The 18700-nt window shown below is 67.7% G+C and carries 20 protein-coding genes, 1 tRNA gene and 1 pseudogene; 10 read left to right on the forward strand and 12 right to left on the reverse strand.

What is annotated here, in order from left to right:
* Nucleotides 1-31 precede the first annotated feature (31 nt).
* The 9 genes and pseudogenes from LCL87_RS16925 to LCL87_RS16965 all read right to left on the reverse strand — a co-directional run bounded on the left by LCL87_RS16925 (nt 32) and on the right by LCL87_RS16965 (nt 9364).
* Complete coding sequence (locus LCL87_RS16925) at nt 32-1279, reverse strand: vWA domain-containing protein (protein ID WP_510850790.1); 1248 nt, start codon at nt 1277-1279, stop codon at nt 32-34.
* Nucleotides 1276-1950 (reverse strand): SRPBCC family protein, encoded by a 675-nt coding sequence (locus LCL87_RS16930; protein WP_225021677.1) that lies wholly within the window; start codon nt 1948-1950, stop codon nt 1276-1278. The genes LCL87_RS16925 and LCL87_RS16930 overlap by 4 nt, the downstream gene beginning before the upstream one ends.
* 10 nt (nt 1951-1960) lie before the next feature.
* Entirely contained in the window at nt 1961-2839 is an 879-nt protein-coding gene (locus tag LCL87_RS16935; protein ID WP_225022014.1) for an AAA family ATPase, read from the reverse strand.
* Nucleotides 2840-2856: 17 nt separating this feature from the next.
* A complete protein-coding gene (locus LCL87_RS16940; RefSeq protein WP_225021679.1) occupies nt 2857-3447 on the reverse strand; it encodes a nucleotidyltransferase family protein in 591 nt (196 codons plus the stop codon).
* Nucleotides 3438-4323 (reverse strand): annotated as a pseudogene (locus LCL87_RS16945) (XdhC family protein). Before LCL87_RS16945 ends, LCL87_RS16940 begins: the two are co-directional and overlap by 10 nt.
* 13 nt (nt 4324-4336) lie before the next feature.
* The gene (locus tag LCL87_RS16950; RefSeq protein ID WP_225021681.1) at nt 4337-6751 is read right to left on the reverse strand and encodes an aerobic carbon-monoxide dehydrogenase large subunit; all 2415 of its coding nucleotides are present in this window, start codon (nt 6749-6751) and stop codon (nt 4337-4339) included.
* The gene (locus LCL87_RS16955) at nt 6748-7245 is read right to left on the reverse strand and encodes a (2Fe-2S)-binding protein (protein ID WP_225021683.1); all 498 of its coding nucleotides are present in this window, start codon (nt 7243-7245) and stop codon (nt 6748-6750) included. Before LCL87_RS16955 ends, LCL87_RS16950 begins: the two co-directional genes overlap by 4 nt.
* A gap of 1 nt (nt 7246) precedes the next feature.
* On the reverse strand, nt 7247-8131 hold the full coding sequence (locus LCL87_RS16960; RefSeq protein ID WP_225021685.1) for an FAD binding domain-containing protein: 885 nt from the start codon (nt 8129-8131) through the stop codon (nt 7247-7249).
* 108 nt (nt 8132-8239) lie between these two features.
* Nucleotides 8240-9364, reverse strand: a complete 1125-nt coding sequence (locus LCL87_RS16965) for an XdhC family protein (RefSeq protein WP_225021687.1) — start codon at nt 9362-9364, stop codon at nt 8240-8242.
* 88 nt (nt 9365-9452) lie between these two features.
* Between LCL87_RS16965 and LCL87_RS16970 the strand changes: the two genes are divergently transcribed.
* Together LCL87_RS16970 and LCL87_RS16975 are read left to right on the forward strand one after the other, a co-directional pair.
* Nucleotides 9453-10409: a LysR family transcriptional regulator gene (locus LCL87_RS16970; protein WP_225021689.1), complete on the forward strand. Its 957-nt coding sequence runs from the start codon at nt 9453-9455 to the stop codon at nt 10407-10409.
* Nucleotides 10410-10457: 48 nt separating this feature from the next.
* Nucleotides 10458-10531, forward strand: a tRNA-Arg gene (locus LCL87_RS16975).
* Between the two features lie 44 nt (nt 10532-10575).
* Here LCL87_RS16975 and LCL87_RS16980 read toward each other — a convergent pair.
* Nucleotides 10576-11631, reverse strand: a complete 1056-nt coding sequence (locus tag LCL87_RS16980) for a site-specific integrase (RefSeq protein WP_225021691.1) — start codon at nt 11629-11631, stop codon at nt 10576-10578.
* 100 nt (nt 11632-11731) lie between these two features.
* Complete coding sequence (locus LCL87_RS16985; protein ID WP_225022016.1) at nt 11732-12391, reverse strand: helix-turn-helix domain-containing protein; 660 nt, start codon at nt 12389-12391, stop codon at nt 11732-11734.
* A 111-nt stretch (nt 12392-12502) separates the two neighbouring features.
* Between LCL87_RS16985 and LCL87_RS25940 the strand changes: the two genes are divergently transcribed.
* From LCL87_RS25940 to LCL87_RS17015, 7 genes are all read left to right on the forward strand, one after another.
* Nucleotides 12503-12697, forward strand: a complete 195-nt coding sequence (locus tag LCL87_RS25940) for a helix-turn-helix transcriptional regulator (protein ID WP_510850791.1) — start codon at nt 12503-12505, stop codon at nt 12695-12697.
* 298 nt (nt 12698-12995) lie between these two features.
* Nucleotides 12996-13454 carry a hypothetical protein gene (locus LCL87_RS16990; protein ID WP_225021693.1) on the forward strand — a complete coding sequence of 153 codons (459 nt, stop codon included), beginning with the start codon at nt 12996-12998 and terminating at the stop codon, nt 13452-13454.
* Between the two features lie 446 nt (nt 13455-13900).
* Nucleotides 13901-15043, forward strand: coding sequence for a hypothetical protein (locus tag LCL87_RS16995; protein ID WP_225021695.1), 1143 nt, complete (start codon nt 13901-13903; stop codon nt 15041-15043).
* Nucleotides 15040-15450 (forward strand): hypothetical protein, encoded by a 411-nt coding sequence (locus tag LCL87_RS17000; RefSeq protein WP_225021697.1) that lies wholly within the window; start codon nt 15040-15042, stop codon nt 15448-15450. Before LCL87_RS16995 ends, LCL87_RS17000 begins: the two co-directional genes overlap by 4 nt.
* Before the next feature lie 89 nt (nt 15451-15539).
* The gene (locus LCL87_RS17005) at nt 15540-15746 is read left to right on the forward strand and encodes a hypothetical protein (RefSeq protein WP_225021699.1); all 207 of its coding nucleotides are present in this window, start codon (nt 15540-15542) and stop codon (nt 15744-15746) included.
* 2 nt (nt 15747-15748) lie between these two features.
* Nucleotides 15749-16066, forward strand: a complete 318-nt coding sequence (locus tag LCL87_RS17010) for a hypothetical protein (protein WP_225021701.1) — start codon at nt 15749-15751, stop codon at nt 16064-16066.
* 204 nt (nt 16067-16270) lie between these two features.
* Nucleotides 16271-17467 carry a site-specific integrase gene (locus tag LCL87_RS17015; protein WP_225021702.1) on the forward strand — a complete coding sequence of 399 codons (1197 nt, stop codon included), beginning with the start codon at nt 16271-16273 and terminating at the stop codon, nt 17465-17467.
* 32 nt (nt 17468-17499) lie between these two features.
* Here the strand turns inward: LCL87_RS17015 and LCL87_RS17020 are convergent, their stop codons facing one another.
* A complete protein-coding gene (locus LCL87_RS17020) occupies nt 17500-17820 on the reverse strand; it encodes a hypothetical protein (protein WP_225021704.1) in 321 nt (106 codons plus the stop codon).
* 571 nt (nt 17821-18391) lie between these two features.
* On the opposite strand from LCL87_RS17020, the gene LCL87_RS17025 reads away from it, so the two are divergent.
* A complete protein-coding gene (locus LCL87_RS17025) occupies nt 18392-18682 on the forward strand; it encodes a hypothetical protein (RefSeq protein WP_225021706.1) in 291 nt (96 codons plus the stop codon).
* Nucleotides 18683-18700: the final 18 nt, after the last annotated feature.

Here is an 18700-nt window from a genome sequence, read left to right on the forward strand (position 1 = left end):
AGGACCTACGACAATCTGTCGGACTCGTGCCTCACCTCAGTCGCGGCGCCCGGAGTGCTCGCGGACCGCCGACGATCTCGAGCATCTCGGCCAGCGCCCGCACGGTGTGCGCGGGCAGGAACTCGTCGCAGTACGGCAGCGCCGCCGCCATCGAACCCGCCACCGGTTCGAAACCCGGTTGGGCGGCGCGGGGATTGAGCCACACGAGCCGATGGGCGCGGCGGCCGACCCGCGCCACCGCGCGCTCCAGGTCGGCGGGATCGTCGCTGTCCCAGCCGTCCGACGCGATGATCACGACAGCGCCGCGTAGCGCCGAACCGTGTGGCGAGGACAACAGTGCGTCCAGGCTCCGGGCGATGTGGGTGCCGCCGAATCGGTCGACGACGCGCTCCGTCGCGCGCTCCGCGGCCACCTCGGCGCTGCGGTGCGCGAGCGTCGGGGTCAGGCGGGTGAGCCGGGTCGAGAACGCGAACACCTCCGCGTCGCCGGGGCGGGAGCGCAGCACGGCAGCGCGCATCAGATGCAGATAGGCGTCGGCGTATCCGCGCATGGATCGGCTCACGTCACACACCAGCACGATCCGGCGGGGACGCGAGCGCGGCCGGTCCCGCGCCACCCGGATCGGTTCGAACCCGGTGCGGCGGGCGCGGCGCATCGTCGCGCGCAGATCCACCCGACCGTGCCGGTGTGGCTCGCGGCGGCGACTCGGCCGGGTGGGCCACCGCCGTCGGGCTGCCTCGAGCCCACGACCGAGCGCCCGCAGATCCGCGTCGTCGAACGCACCGAACGCCTCGCCGGCGAGATCCTCGCGCGGGCTCGGCAGCCGCATCCAGATCCCGGCCGCGTCGGCGACGGGGGCGGTCGCGTCGTCCGGCACGCCCTGGCGCGTCACCCACGGTGGGGCGGTCGGGCCCTCCCCCGCGTCGCGCCCGGGTGCGGAGGTACCGGGTTCGGGTCCGGCGGGCCGGTGCCGCGGCGCCTGCCGGTCGGCGGCGCGGGCCGCCGGGTCGAGCGGGAGCACCGTGTCGGCGAACACCGCCGCGAAGACGGCGTCGAACCGGTCGAGGTCGATCTGGCGGCCGACGAGCGTGACGCGAGCGGTCCAGTAGAGCCGACGCCGGTCGGTCGGTGGCCACACCCGCAGCGCCTCTGTGAACCGGGCCGCCCCACTCGCCGACACCGCGACCCCGGACGACCGGGCCCGCGTCACCAGCGCGACGGCGAACGCGGCGAGGTCCACCCCGCGGAACAGGGGCGCCGGAATGCCCGACGGCGTCACCGCCGACGCGACCGCAGGACGGTGAAGACGACGGCCGCCGCGACCGCCGCCGCGAGCCACGGTAGGAACCGGCGGGCGGCACCCACCCCGGACAGCTCGACGAGATCGATCGGCTCGACCTCCGGTTCGACGGCGACGACGCCGGTCAGGGGCGACACCGGAGTGACGCCGTCCGCGTGGGTCGGCGTGGCCGACCCCGTGGCCGACCCCGTCTCCGACCGCGAGGTCTCCGCAGAGAGCCTGTCCTCGAGCGACGACGCGAACTGCCCCATCAGCTTCGCCGACACCTGCGCGATCATCCCGCTGCCGAACTGGGCGAGCTTGCCGACCACCTTCATGTCGGTGTCGACGGTCACCCGCGTCGCGTCGCCGTCCTCGTGCAGGCGGGCCGTGATCGTGGCAGTGGCATTGCCACTGCCCCGCTTCTCCCTGCCGCGCGCATCGATCACCGCGGTGTGGGACTGCGGGTCCTTCTCCGCGAAGGAGGCGCGGCCGGCGAACTCGGTCGTGACCGGACCGACCTTGATCTTGACGGTGCCGAGGTAGTCGTCGCCCTCGCGGCCCGTCATCCGCGCACCCGGCAGCAACGGTGCGATGCCTTCGAGGTCGGTGAGCACCTCCCACGCCCGATCGATCGGGGCGTCGACCGTGAACTGGTCTGCAATCTTCATCGTCGTCCTCTCATCCTGTCTCTCCGCTCGCGGCGTACGCGCTCACCGCGTCGGCCAGCACGGTCCGGTCGTCGGGGGTCTTGGCGATCGCGCCGAGGCTCGCGAGTGCGTCGGCGGGCGCGAGGTCGGCGGCGCCGAGCGCGGCGAGCGCCGACACCCAGTCGATGGCCTCCGCGACGCCCGGGGCCTTGTCGAGGTCGAGGGTGCGGGCCGTTCGCAGGAAGTCGGTGACGCTCGCGATCAGCGGGTCCGTCGCGCCGGGGACGGTGCGGCGCAGGATCGCCGCGGCCCGCTCCGGTTCCGGGTAGTCGATCCAGTGGTAGAGGCAGCGCCGGCGCAGTGCGTCGTGCAGGTCCCGGCTGCGATTCGACGTGAGCAGGACGATCGGCGGCCGGTCCGCGGCGAAGGTGCCGATCTCGGGCACCGTCACCGCCGCTTCGCCGAGGAACTCGAGCAGCAGCGCCTCGAATTCGTCGTCCGCGCGGTCGATCTCGTCGATCAGTAGTACCGGAGGGATCGGCCCGCGCTGCCGCACGCAGCGCAGGATGGGGCGCTCGAGCAGGAACGGTTCGGTGAACAGGTCCGCCTCCTGCATGCGCTCACCGCGGGCCTCGGACAGCCGGACGGCCAGCAGTTGCCGCTGGTAGTTCCAGTCGTAGAGGGCTTCGTCGGCGCCGAGGCCTTCGTAGCACTGCAGCCGCACCAGCGGAGTGCCCAACGCCGCGGCGAGCGCCTTGGCCGCCGTCGTCTTGCCCACCCCGGGTTCCCCCTCGAGCAACAGCGGCCGACCCAGTTGCAGCGCCAGGAACAGCGCGGTCGCGGTGCCGTCGTCGAGGAGGTAGTCCCGCGCGTCGAAGCGCCGGATCAGCGTGTCGACGTCGGGGACGATCGCAGTGACGGCATCGGTCACGAGGCGTCCCGATCCTGGTCGAGCAGCGCCCGGTACTCGTCCCACGTGTCGACGTCGAGCGGGATCCGCCCCTCGGCGGGCACGTCGAACACGTCGATGTCGTTACGGTCGAACAACTTCCAGACGGCCTTGTCGCCGTACAGTTCGGCGAGGTCACCGAATACGCCCCGCCCCAGCCACAGTGGATGGCCCTCGCCGTCGCGGTAGCGGCACAGTCCGATGTTCTCGAGGCGTCCCCGCGCGACCAGCTCGCGCACCGTCCCGGGACGCACCCCGGGTTGGTCGCCGAGCATCAGCACGATCCCGGAGGCGAGCGGATCAACCTCCGAAAGTGAGGCTTTCACCGACGCCGAGCACCCGCTCGCCGCGTCCGGGCAGTGCACGACGGTGCACCCGCCGAGGTCGACGAGGTCCTCGATGGCCTCCGCGGACCCGGGCACCGCCACCAGCAACTGGTGGAAGTTGCAGGCGCGGGCGACCGCGAGCGTCGCGTCGAGCAGGGTCGCGCCCCGGTACGGCAGTAGCTGTTTCGGCCGGCCCAGCCGCCGCGAGGATCCGGCGGCGAGGACCAGTCCGGTCACGAACATCGCGCACGCTCCTTCTCGTAGGTGCGGCGGCAGCCCGGTGCACAGAACCAGTAGTCCTCGCCGTCGATCTGCAGGTGCGGCGTCTCGGCGCCGACCACCACCGTCATCCCGCAGACCGGATCGACCACGGTGAGCACCGAATCCCGTTCCGCCGCCGCAGCGGCCGAGCCCAGTTGCTCCACCCGGATCGTGCGCACCAGCTCCGCCGCGATCGAGACCGCGATCTCCCCCGGGGTGTGAGCGCCGATCGGGAGCCCCGCCGGGGTGTGTACGACGGCGCGTTCTGCGCCGTCGAGTTCGAGTTCGTCGACGATCGCGGCGCCGCGCTTGCCGCTCGCCACCAGTCCGACGTATCCCACCCCAGAGTCGAGCGCTTCCCGGATCACGGTCCGTTCGTCGCCGCCGAGGCTCGCGACGATCACCGCCGCCTCCCCCTCGCCGGCGACCGATCCGCGGCGGACGTCGACGTCGAGCACCGTGAGGACCCGGGCGACGGCGTCGGCGACGGGCGTGGACCCGGCCACCCGGACGATCGGGGCGGGCAGGCACGGTTCGAGGAAGATCTCCATCGCCCCGCCGGACAGGCACGGGTTGACGACGACGTCCGCGCCCGGCGCGTCCGGGAACACCGCTCCGTCGTCGGGGAGGATCCGCAGCAGCACGCTCTCCCCCCGACGCGACCGCGCCGATCGCGGCCTGCCGCACCGAGTTCTGCGCGCAGTGGCCGCCGACGAAACCCTCGATGGTGCCGTCCGGCAACACGATCGCGCGGTCACCCGGCCGCGTCGAGGTCGGCTGCTGGGCGCGCACCACCGTCGCACGCACGAACGGTCGCCGCTCGCCCGTCAGTTCCGCGGCGCGCGCAGTCACGTCCATGCGAACTCCTTCGTCAGATCGGCGGGGTCGCGCGACCCTGCATCGCCTCCCACACCCGCGACGGTGTCAACGGCATGTCCGCGTGCCGGACCCCGAACGGCTTCAAGGCGTCGACGACGGCGTTCACCACGGCCGGCGGCGACCCGACGGTCGCGCTCTCCCCGATCCCCTTGGCGCCGATCGGGTGGTGCGGCGACGGGGTGACCGTGAACCCGGTCTCGAGGTGCGGCACCTCGAGCGCGGTCGGGATGAGGTAGTCCATGAGCGAGCCGCCGAGGCAGTTGCCGTCCTCGTCGAACGCGACGATCTCCATGAGCGCCATGCCGATTCCGTCGGTGATGCCGCCGTGCACCTGCCCCTCGATGATCATCGGGTTGATCCGGGTACCGCAGTCGTCGACGGCGAGGAAACGGCGCACGCTCACCTGCCCGGTGCCGGGGTCGATGTCCACGACGCAGAAGTACGCGCCGTACGGGTACGTGAGATTCTCCGGGTTGTAACAGATCTGGGCCTCCAGCCCGCCCTCGATACCCTCGGGTAGATCACCGGCCCCGTACGAGCGCATGGCGATGTCCTGGATCGTTACCGCCGCCGACGGGTCGCCCTTGACGTGAAAGTTGCCCTTCTCCCATTCCAGGTCGGCGACGGACACCTCGAGCATGCCCGACGCGATGATCCGCGCCTTGTCCCGGACCTTGCGCGCCACCAGCGCCGCCGCCGCGCCGGACACCGGCGTCGACCTACTGCCGTAGGTGCCCAGCCCGAACGGCGTGTTGTCGGTGTCGCCGTGCACCACCTCGATGTCCTCGGGCGGGATGCCGAGTTCCTCGGCGACGATCTGCGCGAACGTCGTCTCGTGCCCCTGCCCCTGCGTCTGCACCGAGATCCGGACGACGGCCTTGCCGGTCGGGTGCACGGTGAGTTCGCAGCCGTCGGCCATGCCGAGGCCGAGGATGTCCATGTCCTTGCGCGGGCCGGCGCCGACGGCCTCGGTGAAGAACGACATCCCGATGCCCATCAGCTCGCCGCGCTCGCGCCGCTCGGCCTGTTCGCGGCGCAGGTCGTCGTAGCCGATCATGTCCATGGCCTTGCGCATCGTCGTCGCGTAGTCGCCGGAGTCGTACTGCCACCCGGTCTTGGAGGTGTACGGAAACTGGTCGGGGCGCAGCAGGTTTCGCAGCCGCAGCTCCGCCGGGTCCAGGTCGAGATCGAACGCGAGACAGTCGACCAATCGCTCGACCAGATACACCGCCTCGGTGATCCGGAACGAGCACGCGTAGGCGACACCGCCGGGCGCCTTGTTCGTGTACACCGCGGTCATGTGGCAGTACGCGGCCTCGAGGTCGTAGCTGCCGGTGAACACCCCGAAGAACCCGGCCGGATACTTCACCGGGGCCGCGGTGCCGTTGAAGGCGCCGTGGTCGGCGAGGACGTCGGTGCGGATCGCGAGGATCTTGCCGTCCCGGGTCGCGGCGATCTCGCCGACCATGATGTAGTCCCGCGCGAAACCGGTGCTGGTGAGGTTCTCGCTGCGATCCTCCATCCACTTGACCGGCTTGCCGGTGAGCAGCGACCCGACGATCGCGCACACGTAGCCCGGGTAGATCGGCACCTTGTTGCCGAAGCCGCCGCCGATGTCCGGCGAGACCACCCGGATCTTGTGCTCCGGCAGCCCGGCGACCAGCGCGTACAGCGTGCGATGCGCGTGCGGGGCCTGACTCGTCGACCACAGCGTGAGCTTGCCGTTCACGGCGTCGAAGTCGGCGACCGCGCCGCACGTCTCCATCGGCGCGGGATGCACGCGCGGGTAGACGATCTCCTGCCGCACCACCACGTCGGCCTTGTCGAACACCGCATCGGTGGCCGCGGAATCGCCCGTCTCCCAGTCGAAGCAGTGGTTGTCGGTCTTGCCGTCGAGATCGGTGCGGATGACGGGGGCGTCCGCGGCGAGCGCCCGGCGGGCGTCGATCACCGGGTCGAGGATCTCGTACTCGACGTCGATGAGTTCGAGGGCGTCGCGGGCCGAATACCGGTCCTCGGCGACGACGAATGCGACCTCCTGCCCCTGGAAACGCACCTTGTCGGTCGCCAGCACCGCCTGCACGTCGTTCGACAGCGTGGGCATCCACGCCAGGCCCTTCTCGGCGAGGTCGGCGCCGGTGACGACCGCGGCGACCTTCGGGTGCGCCTGCGCGGCCGTGGTGTCCACCCGCACGACCCGCGCGTGCGCGACCGGCGACCGGAGGATCGCCAGGTGCAGCATGCCGGGCAGTTGCACGTCGTCGACGTAGCGGCCCTGACCGCGGATGAACCGCGGGTCCTCCTTGCGGAGCATCCGGCCGTGCCCGCAGGGTTTGCCGTCGTTGACGGCGTGATCGGGGTCCGTCTCGGGTGCGGCGTCTCCCGACGGCCGGTCGAGCGTGGTCACGACGCGCCTCCCGTCGTCACGGTGTCGGTGGTCGCGCCGCCGTGCTCGGCCGCCCACCGGACCGACCGGACGATCGTGGTGTAGCCGGTGCACCGGCAGATCTGGCCCGAGATGGCCTCGCGGATCGTCTGCTCGTCCGGATCCGGGTCGCGGTCGAGGAGCGCACGGGCGGTGATCATCATCCCGGGCGTGCAGAATCCGCACTGCAGTCCGTGGCACTGCATGAAGCCCTCCTGCACCGGGTCCAGCACTCCGTCGGCTGCCAGTCCCTCCACGGTGCGGACCTCGTGCCCGTCCGCCATCACCGCGAGCATGGTGCACGACTTCACCGGTTCGCCGTCCACCGCGACGACGCACGTGCCGCAGTTGCTGGTGTCGCATCCCCAGTGGGTTCCGGTCAGGCCCAACCGGTCCCGCAGGAAGTGCACCAACAGCATCCGCGGCTCCACATCGTCGGTGACCTCGTTGCCGTTGACCGTCATCGTCACCTGCATCTCACGACTCCGTCCGTCCGGTCCGTGCCCGCTCTGCGGCCGTGCGCAGCGATCGGACGGTCAGTTCCTCGGCGAGGTGCCGCTTGTAGGCGGCGGTGCCGCGCGAATCGGTGACGGGTTCGCAGGCCTGCCCGGCCAGTTCGCCCGCCCGCCGGAAGTTCTCCTCGTCGGCGGGCTGCCCGCGCAGGACGTCGCCGATGTCGGCCAGGCGCTCGGCGTCCGGGACCACCGCGGTGAGTCCGAGTCGCGCCGCGCCGATCCGCTCGCCGTCCAACCGGATCGCGGCGCCTGCGGCCGCGATCGCCCAATCCCCTACCCGTCGTTCCACTTTCGTGTATGCGCTCGATCCCGACGGCACCCGCGGAATCCACACCTCGGTGAGGATCTCGTTGCCCCGGACCGCGGTCTCGTACGGGCCGACGAGGAATTCGTCCATCGGCACCTCGCGCACGCCGGTCGGCCCCCGGATCACACAGACGGCACCTACTACCCCACACACCGTCGTGAGGTCCTCGGCCGGATCGGCCTGGCACAGCGACCCGCCGATCGTGCCGCGGTTCCGGACCACCGGGTCCGCGATCACCCGCTCGGCGTCCCGGAAGATCGGCAGCAGCCGGGCCAGGTCGTCGGACTCGAGGATCTGCCGGTGCCGGACCATCGCGCCGATCCGCACCGCGTCCGCCTCGACGGTGATGTCCCCGAGCTCGTCGGCGAGATCGTTGATGTCGATGAGGTACTCGGGATTCGCCAGCCGCAGCTTCATCATCGGCAGCAGGCTGTGCCCGCCCGCGACGATTCGCGCCTCGTCGCCCAGCCGATCCAGTAGCGCGATCGCGTTCTCGACGTCGGTGGCGCGCTCGTATTCGAACAGTCCAGGAACCTGCATGTGGCACTCCTCACAGCGCCGGATACCTTCCAGCGTGTGCCCGGTCCGCTCGACCGTCAAGCGCGATTCAGCGAATCCTTGATTCCCGCTCCGAAACGGCCGCCCCGATCATCCGCTTTGCTCGTGATGGATGCGTCCGTGCAGGTCACGCAGCGGCAGCCCGCCACCGCCCCAGCGTCGCGCGATGATCTCCGCGGCGATGGACACCGCCGTCTCCTCGGGCGTACGGGCACCGAGATCCAGCCCGATCGGACTCGACAGGCGGGACAGCTCCGTCTCCGTGAGACCGGCCTCGCGCAGCCGGTCCAGGCGGTCGCGGTGGGTGCGCTGCGACCCCATCGCCCCCACGTACCCGACATCCGGCAGCCGCAGCGCGACCGCCAGCAGCGGGACGTCGAACTTGGGGTCGTGGGTGAGCACGCAGATCGCGGTGCGGCCGTCGATCGCGCCCGCCTCGGCCTGCGCCGTGAGATAGCGGTGCGGCCAGTCGACCACCACCTCGTCGGCGGTCGGGAAGCGCGTCGCGGTCGCGAACACCTCCCGCGCGTCGCACACCGTCACCCGGTAGCCGAGGAACGCGCCCTGCCGGGCCACCGCGGCCGCGAAGTCGATCGCCCCGAACACCAGCATCCGCGGCGGCGGGGCGTAACTCGCGACGAACACCCGCAGGCCCTCGCCGCGACGCTGCCCGTCCGGCCCGTATGCGAGCACCGCGGTCCGGCCCGCGGCGAGCAGACCGCGGCCGTCGTCGGCGACCGCCCCGTCGAGTCGGTCGGAATCGAGAGTCCCGGCGGTGCCGTCGGGCCGGATCACCAGGTGGTGCCCGACGCGGCCCGCGGCATCGTCGACGACGGTCACCACCGCCACCGGCCGACGCGCCTCGATGTCGGCGGCGACGCCGTCCAGCTCGGGGAACGTGGCGCGGGAGACCGGCTCGACGAACACATCCAGGATGCCGCCGCACGTGAGCCCGACGGCGAACGCGTCGTCGTCGCTGACGCCGTACCGCTCGAGCGCGGGCACGCCCGTCCGCACCACCTCGGACGCAAGTTCGTACACCGCGCCCTCGACGCACCCGCCCGACACCGACCCGGCCACCCGGCCGTCGGGGGCGACCACCATCGCGGCGCCCGGGGCGCGGGGTGCGGAGTGGAAGGTGGCGACGACCGTGGCGAGTCCGGCTGTCTCGTCCGCGCGCCAGATTGCGAGCAGATCGGACAAGACGTCGCGCATCGCATCAGCCTCCAGCCCCGGCCGTCGCCGCAGGTGAGACCGGTCCATTCGCGGATGTCGATCTTCCTCGGCCCGTACCCTCGAGGGCGTGACACCCGCTCAACTGCGAGCCTATTCCGCGGTGGTGCGGCTCGGATCGGTTCGAGCGGCAGCGCGTGAATTGGGCATGACCGATTCGGGTGTCTCCATGCATATCGCCCAACTCCGCAAGGAACTCGACGACCCTCTGTACTGTCGCCGGCCTTCCGGACTCGCCTTCACGCCCGGCGGGCTGCGCCTCGCGAGCCGGGCCGTCGAGATTCTCGGACTGCAACAGCAGACGGCCCTCGAGGTGAGCCAGGCAGGCAACGGCCGACGCCTTCTGCGGATCGCGGCGTCGCCGTTGTTCGCCGAGCATGCCGCACCCGGGCTGATCGACCGGTTCGCCGGGCGCGCGAAGGACCTGTCCGTCGAGTTGAGCGTCCACCCCGTCCGGCAGTTTGCGAACCTCATCTCCTCGCGGGCCGTCGACGTCGCGCTGGGTCCCCGAGTCCTGGGCGAACGGCAGCCCCTGTGCGTGCATCCGTTCCTGCAGTACGAGGTGCTGACCGTGTGCGGTCCAGGGCACCAGATGGTGCGGACCCAACCGTCGCTGCGGCAGCTGCGCGAGCAGCAGTGGTTCCTCGGACCGTCCGCGGCCGGCGGCGACGGCGTGATGCGGCACATGCTCCGCGCACTCGACATCCCCCGCGAACGGCAGCGGATCTTCCAGAGCGACGCCGCCGCGATCGAGGCCGTCCGACGGTCGTCGGCGCTGACGCTCGCGCTCGGCTTCGCGATCGACGACGAACTGTCGGCCGGCTCCCTCGGCCTCGTGGAGGGCCCGGAACTGCGCGCGGCCGGCGAATGGTGTGCGACGACGCTGCACCACCAGCACCTCCAGCCCGCCGCCACCGAACTGCTGCACTTCGTCAGCACGCCGCGCTGCATCCAGGCGATGATCCGCGGCACCGGCGTCGACGTCACCCACTTCAAACCCAAGGTGCACGTCACACTCTGGAGCTGACCCCGGATGCACGAATCACCCCGATTCAGCAGGTATGCTCTTGGCCGCGCCTCCGTAGCTCAGTTGGATAGAGCAAGAGCCTTCTAATCTCTAGGTCGCAGGTTCGATTCCTGCCGGGGGCACTTCAGAGGGTGTTTTCACGGGAACACCCAACCGGATCCATCGTTTATTCATCGTTTATGGCGCGGTCCAAGACCTCCGCAACCACTGCGTGAGTCCGCCCGCGTGCCATGTATCGGTCCTGGGTCATGGACACATGACGATGGCCGAGATGGTCCGCTCCGATGCGGGCCGACAATCCCTCATCGTCGATCAACGTCGCAACAGCCTTGCGGAAGCTGTGACTGGTCACATCGGCGACACCGAGTTCGTCCCGAACCTGCCGCCACTGGCTGTTGAAGTTGTCTGGGTCGCGAAGGGTGCCAGCGGTCGAAGGGAAGATCACGCCGAGATCGCCGAGGCGTGGTTCAGCAGATCTCTTCTCCAGCATCTCCAGGGCGAATCGCGGCAGCGGGATTGTTCTGAGGCCCGCGGCGGTCTTTGCCTCATCGACGCGCTTGAGCCCCTTGCCCTTTACGCGCACCACTTTCCCGCCTATCGCCACTGTCGCCTTCTCGGTGTCCACATCCGTCCAGCGAAGCGCCAACAGCTCCGACCGTCGCACACCGGTGGCGGCCAGCATGATGATGGGGTCAGCTAGGTCGAGCTGCGCACATCGTGAAGACTCTCGAAGTGCGACAAGGAGGGCGCGAAGTTGTTCGACGGTCATCTGCCGTGCGCCCTGCGGTGCCTTCTTGGCTCGAATTTCACTCACATCGTGGACGGGGTTCGAGTCGAGGACCCTGGCGAGTACTGCAATGGCCAGAGCGCCCTTAAGGATCGTCCGAGCCTGCCGTGCCATGCCCACGCCGTGCGCCTTACTCATCCCACGCAACGCCGCGTCGACGCGATCTGGTTTGACTTCGCTCGCCCGCACGCCGCCGATCAGCGCATAGAGCTTTGACGCCGTATAGCGGTATGTGTCAAGCGTCCTCGCCGCGCGTCCCTCTTCTTCGAGGCGCTCGATGTGTAGCTCACATAATCGCCGAACGGTTGTTGATTCGTTGATCTCACTGGCGGAGGGGGCGCGCCGTGCGTCCAGCGTGTCACGTAACTCCTGTTCCGCGAGCTTTCCATGCTGGTCTCGTTGACCAGCCGGCGAGCGCCTCTCCACGATCCGCACAACGCCATCAGTGTCACGGAACCGGCACCGGGCCAGCCACACTCCCCCGCCCAACTCCTTGCGAGTGACCTTTCCATGCTGTCCGATCCGTAGTGGTGGCCTACCCGCCATCGCCCCTCGATTCGTCAGGGCCGAACAGGAGTCGCTGCACTTCATTGTCGACATAGGTTTCCAGTCCGTCCACGCTGAACACTCGGCTGCGGGACTTCACAAATCGCAGCTCGGGGTACTTTGCGTGAACCAGTGACTCCACGTCGTCCGGCCCTGCACCCTGCCCGTGACTGATACCGATCACTTCGAGTCCGCGATCGAGCCCGACGAACTTGTCAGATTCACGCATTGCCCATTGCGCAACGAGCATGACGAAATCAAGAGGCGTACCGCGGACTACCAGGCCTTCAGCACCCTCGGTCAGTGCTTTGGCCAGACAGAGCGCCGTGAGGCCTGAACGCGTGTCGTCGCGCGCTTTCGTCACTCCTGCAAGGGAGGCTTCCGCTTCATCCAGTCTCAGCATTGCGGAGCGGATTGAGCCCCCCAGGCCACCTTGACCAGGCCACAGGTCAGCTGGACCAACCCCCAATGCGTCCGCGATAGGAACCGCTTCACTGAACCGGAGGGGACGCTTCCCGCTCTCAGTTCGCGACAGCGTTCCTTGCGCCCAATCGAGACCGCGAGCCTTCAGTGCACGGACGAAGTCCTCCTGCCGGAAGCCGCGCCGCTTCCTCAGGTCCGCGAGCCGTTGGCCAACCTCTTCATCCATGGTCACGACGCCACTGTATCGCAGTTCTCGATATTGCTCTTGCAATCTTGAAATATCTGTCGCATAGTGGTTCTCGATACGGGGTATCGCGAATCTGCATAGGAGAGTCTGATGCAACACACGGAGGATCGGTGGCTCAGCCGCGAAGCCGTTGCCGAGCGCTACGGAATCGCCACAAAGACAGCCGCACAGTGGGCCTGGGAAGGTAGGGGCCCCAAGTACACACGCATCGGCAGGTTCGCCCGATACCGGCTGAGTGACTGCATCGCGTGGGAGAACGAACAGCCTTCGGGCCACGCCGCTTGAGCCAAAGAAAACAGCCCCCGAGACCGGATTGCGGCCGGTTCGAGGGCTATCGATTCACAACCCAGCAAAGGAACGGAACCACAATGAAGATTACAGCACCCCGCCGACAGCGGCACCTGACTCTCGTTCCCCAGGCATCGACGCCGGCACTCCCCGCCCACTCTGGCGATCTGGAAGTGCTCGCCGTCCGCATTCAGAGTGAGGCCCGCTTGGGCCGAAAGGCACGCGTGTCTATTGATGCGCTGCAAAGCCTTTGGGCGTGTGGCCTCGGCGCCATCGCAGCTAAGGCGGTTCTGGCATGAGCATCAAGCATCATGACTTCGATTGCGCTGACGTCGATGTCGAAGCATTCGACGGGTGGAGCGTCCTCGGCATCGAGATGAAAAGGCCCAAGGGGACGTCGACGTACTGGGCCGATGACCAGGGCCAACTCTGGAAGGAACTGGGCGGACTCTCCGTCCACGACAGCGGCCGCATCTTCATTTGGCCTCATGAGGGGCTGTCGGGGGTGGAGATGGACCGCCTCCGCGGCTCGGGGCTGGAGGCGTTCGAGAACGCTCCCAAGAAGTCCCGGGGTTGGACGCGGGAGCGGATGAAGTCCGGAGCCAGCTACTGGTCCTGCTCCGTGTCGTTCTCAATCGACGAAGATGACCCTCTCGCGCGGGCGATCCGAGCTGCAGAAAGCCGCATGGACGCCATGTCGAACCTGATCCGCAAGCGTGCTGATCGCGCCGCAGGGGAGGTGGCCGCGGCATGACGGGCCTCGAGATCCTGCTTGCATCTCTACTCGTGGTGCAGAGCGTCGCATGGATCATCGTCGACTTCCATTGCTATTCCCGCGAACTCGACGCCGAGGAGTGGCCAGTGACGTGACGACCTGGGTAGGTGGGTGCTGGTTCTGGCAAGCCGGCACCCACCCGTGACCCATCTCGAATCCCTAGGTTCTACACCTCGTCTGGTAACAGCCAGGACGAGCCGCCTGACCGAAGGTGCGTCCCTCTTGAAAGCTCCGAAGGAACCCCCAGAAATGAAAGAAGCCGCCCCTGCCAGTGGGGCGGCCTCCCGCGAATACGTTCCCGCCACAGGAACTGTCACCGATTCTAGCCCGACCGACCTCCATCCTGGTAGTAACTCATGCCACATTCTCGTGGAATGTGTTGGGTATCTGAACTTTCGCAGCTGTGCGCGGTTGGGAGGCCAGTGATGGCTCGTGACCACGTCAGGATTAACTGGTCGATCTGGGACGACGACGACTTTCGCGACCTGTCGCCGTATGCACAGCATCTCTACTTCGTTCTACTGACCGCCCCCCGGCTGTCGTTCTGCGGCGTCGGGAGGTGGGAGCCGGCACGGATCAGGGGCCGCGCATCAAACTGGTCTTCTGACGATCTCGTGGGCGCTGCATCGGAGCTTTCGGAGCGTCTGTACATCGTTGTCGACGAGGATACCGAGGAGTACCTCGTTCGGTCCTTCATCCGGAACGACGAACTCATGAAGCAGCGCAATATCGCCGTCGCCATGACGAAGGACTTCGCCGATGTCGGTTCGCGGGCGCTGCGTGGCGTGGTGGTTCATGAGCTTGTACGGCTGCATACCGACTTCCCGGATCTGAAGGGGTGGGGAGCTGAGCCGGTTCGCCAGTTGCTGATGAGGCGGGCTATCGATCCGATCACTCTCTTGAGTGTCGACTCCTCTCCGAATGGTGCAGGTTCTCATCCCAGTGACCCCTCGGATGACCCCTCGGGTAGGGGTGAATCGAACCCTTCGACTAACCCTTCGGGTGACCCGTCGCCTACTCCTTTACTCCCTACTCCTTTACTCCCTACTCCTTTACTCCGCGCTCCATTGCGCGCGGCGGCCGACGGCAAGGCGATGGAAGGGGCGTCGAATCGTCATGCGGCGCGCGATGCAGACGAAGATGAGGCGACGCGCGCTGACGAACTCTTCGCTTCGCACGAATCGCCTCTGGCTCCAGCTGAGGATCGTCCTGGTGCGAATGTGCGGCCCGATGCGTGGAAGCTCATCCGCGAAGCGGTGCCGAATACGTTCCCGCAAGCCACGAAAACCGCGCTCGCACTCCAAGCTGGGCAACTCCTCAAGGCTGGAACCGAACCCGACATCGTCCGCGAAGCCCTCAAGCTGTGGATGGCCAAACCCAACGCCGGCCCCGGCTTGCTCCCGCACCTCGCAGCAGACGCCCTCAAAGCCCGCACCCGCACCAGCACCCCGAAGCGCGACGCCGCCACCGAGAAGGCCCTCGGATGGCTCGCACTCGCACCCGACCTCGAACCAGGCGACGACCCACACCAACCCAACCCGCTGCCCGCCCTGAAGGAACTCCGATGAACCCCAGCCGCTACTACGTGAACGCTGCAGCGCAGGTCCTCACGATGTGCGCAAGCTACGACCCCTGGTTCCCGAAACCGCCCGAGCACGACGCCGGACCCTCGTCGGTCGTCTACGCGTGGGCTGGGCAGTTCGAACGCCACAAGCTCACCCGTCAAGACCTCCTCGCCGGCGTCTCACTCGCCTACGACGCCAACGGATCCGGCTTCAAGCCGCTGCCCGCGGACATCATCGGGTTCGCTCGCAAAGTCCGCCGCGAACGAGCCAACGCCGAAGGACCCGAAGCGCGAGCCGCCCGCGAAGCCGCCCTCGACGCCAAACTCGGGGAGCGGCCCGCACTCAACGAAGCACCCCGCGTACCCATGCCCGACCACATCCGCACCCAGCTTGGGCTGGGGCGCACCTAGGGCAACGAGTCCAGATCGACAACTAAGCCGCTCACGGTGGCGCCTAGGCCCTAGCAACACACATCCCAATCCAACCAGGAGTGCACAACATGACGAACCGCGACTCGCTCGAATCAGTAAGCCTGGACGACCTCCGCAAGATCGACCGCATCACCGCGAAGTACCGCGGCTGCCGCTTCGCCGACCTCACCAACGCCGAAGCCCTACAAATGGTCTACGAGATCCGCGCCGAAACGGAACTGCTCGAGGCTCACCTCCGCGTAGTGACAAACCCCGACCCCGAGTGCGGGGCGTGACCATGACAACTGACGAACCGTTTTGGCAGCGGCCTCAGCCGCCGGCCGCGATACCACTCATCCCGTGGGACGAAATGCCCGAGGATCGCGCACATCCCAGCTTCGAGGGACACACGCGATACGGAATTGAACGGCACATACACAACCTGCGTCACGACCAGCTCGACGAGTACCAGGACGTCGCGGTAACCGCGGTGTTTTCGGCGGGTGGTGGCAGCGTCGAGTTGGGTCCATGGTCAATGGCCCCCGATGAAGCCCGACTGCTCGCGGTGAGCCTTACCCAGCTCGCCGATCTGGCCGAGCCCCACCGGAAGGCGTGACCATCGACCCAGCACCACCCGCCGCCCACCAGGGCGATCCGGCGACCGACTGAGACCCGGCAGCCCCGACCACAACGGTTGGGGCTGCCGAGTACGTGTTGGGTGCACTAAACATGTTGCGTAAAAGCAATTTTGGCGATGGAAATGATGATTGTTAGCGTGGAGAATGGATTGACCGACTGATGTATCCCGGAGTGCCTCCACGTGTCCACCGAAGAGCTCGCCCGACGCCTCGAAGAGCTCGCCGCCGAAGCCGCAGCCATTGCGAGACAACTGGGCGTCGCGCCCGGAACACCCGCCCAAGCCGCGCGCGAGGGCGGTCATGACGCTGAAGCACAGACCGTCGAACGCTGGTTCCGGCACTGGCTCGACGACGTCGCGCCACGCGAAATCCGGCCCAACACCATCAAGAATTATCTGGGGTATCTCAAGCGCTACATCGGTCCAGCGATCGGCGACGTTCCGATTGCTGACGTGAAGCCTTCTCATGTGCAGAAGGTTCACGACGCGATCCTGAAGGCGGGGCGCTCGACGGGGCTAGCCCTCAACGTCCACTGGTGCATGTCCGCCGGCATGAAGGCCGCGATGTACGAGGACCTCATCGCGAGAAACCCGGTCGAGCGAACCAAGCCGCCCCGCGCCATTCGGCAGAGGCGCACCGCGCTGACCAACCCGCAGGCGAAGCATCTTCTGCAGTCGTGCATCGACCACGACGATCCGATGATGACGCGATGGGCGGCAGCCCTTCTCCTTGGCGGCCGTCAAGGGGAGCTGCTCGGGTTGACGTGGGACCGAGTGGACTTCGAACGAGGCGCCCTGGATCTTGAATGGGCGCTCGACGTCCTTCCCGTTCGCCACGACTGCGGGCGCCGAGACCCCGCCGGAAACTATCCCTGTGGTTGCAGGTGGGCGACACGCTGTCCCGGTGTCATGTTCGACGTGCCGGATTGGTTCACGCACATCCCGCTCTACCGGAACATGGCGCTCGTGAAGCCGAAAACCAAGAAGAGCCAGCGGATCATCCCGCTCCCGCTGCCGCTCGCTGCCCTCCTGAAGCGGCACAAGGTGACTTCGCCGCTGAACCGATTCGACCTGGTCTGGGCTACGCCCGAGGGGAACCCCATCCACCATAAGCATGATCTTCGGGCGTGGAAGGCGGCAATCGGTAGAGCCGGCGACCTGCCCGACGTCGTGTTGCACGAAGCGAGACACTCGACCGCGTCCCTCCTGATGGAGGCTGACGTATCCCAGGAGGTGATTATGGAAATCATGGGTCACTCAAGCGTTCTCACCACCCGTGGCTACCAGCACCATCGCTTGGAACACTCGCGGGCCGCACTCGCAAACCTCCACACGATCCTGCCGCCGGGCCCGCCAGCGATCGAACCCTCGTCGAGTTAGAGGTTTCGCACCTGACGGACCACGCGGGCGCGTCAGGAGTCGATCACCGGCCGCACCAAAGTCTCTTCCGCGAGATCAATCTCAAGCCGCCAACGTGTCGCCTCGGCAAGCTTGTCGTAGATCGCCAGCGCGATCGGCAGCGTATCCACGCCCCGCGACGCGACCGGATCGACCGTGAGAACGACGCCGTCCTCACCCGACATGATCCTCAGCGAATCACCCCGATAGACGGCTGCGTAATAGTCGCCGCCCGGCACCCGCTGGAACGGCGCGTCGAGAGTGCCACCGACCAAGTCGGCAACGCCGGCCACCGACAGGTCAGCGAAGACGTGAATGAACTCGGTAGCGCTCATAGTCCCTCCCGAACAACGTGCGCCGACAGTAGCGGTATACACCGACACTCGTTGGCCCCTATCGAGTGTCCCGAGTGCACTACGGCTTCCGCCGCCATCGGTCGCCGTAGTCGCGGCGCCCCGAGTGCGGTGGCCGATAGATCACAGCGCCGCAGGTGCGACAGTCGTAGGTGCGGTGTCCGCCGTTGTCGGTGCAGCCGCAGGCGAACCAGCCGACGAGCACCTGCCCAGGCCCCAACGGGTGTCCGCGGGGGCACTGCTTAGGTGCGCGTTCGTAGCTCGGCACCACCCAATTTTCGCACAAATGTTCGATAGCCGTGGTAGCGTCTCGCCATGCCAGCGGAGGGAAGCCGCCGGCCGCGAGTGCCCCGCCGAACCCCCTGCGGCGGGGCGCTCACCATTCCAGGTCGATTCCGTGGTCGAGGCAGTGCTGCTCCCACTCCGCCTCCCATAACGCGAAGCCCCACAGTTCGTCGCCCACACCTGGTTCGACGCCGTGCCGGCGCGTGCGGTTCCCCTCATTCCATGCAATCAGGTTATGCGGTCGGTTTCGGGCTGATAGATGTTCGGCATGACTGTGAACCAACGCGCCATCATTCGAGGCTTAAACACTTGGTTTTTGCTCACGCTCGCACTCGGGATCGTCGTGCAGATCATCGAGATCGCTAACGCACCCGAGGTCTGCTATCCGAGCAGCAGCAGCTACCGCGAAATCTGCACTACGGGCGACCCGACTGCGTATGGCATCGGTCTCGCGATCTTCGCGATCATCGGTCTGATCAGCGTCGCCCAGGCCAAGCGGGTTCTCACCCCTTCGGGCCCGCCCAGACCTGCCAAGGAGTTCATCGCCAAAAAGCGGTAGAAACACGAAAGGCCTCCG

The sequence above is a fragment of the Prescottella equi genome (assembly GCF_020171745.1).
GTDB classification, from domain to species: Bacteria; Actinomycetota; Actinomycetes; order Mycobacteriales; family Mycobacteriaceae; genus Prescottella; species Prescottella equi_A.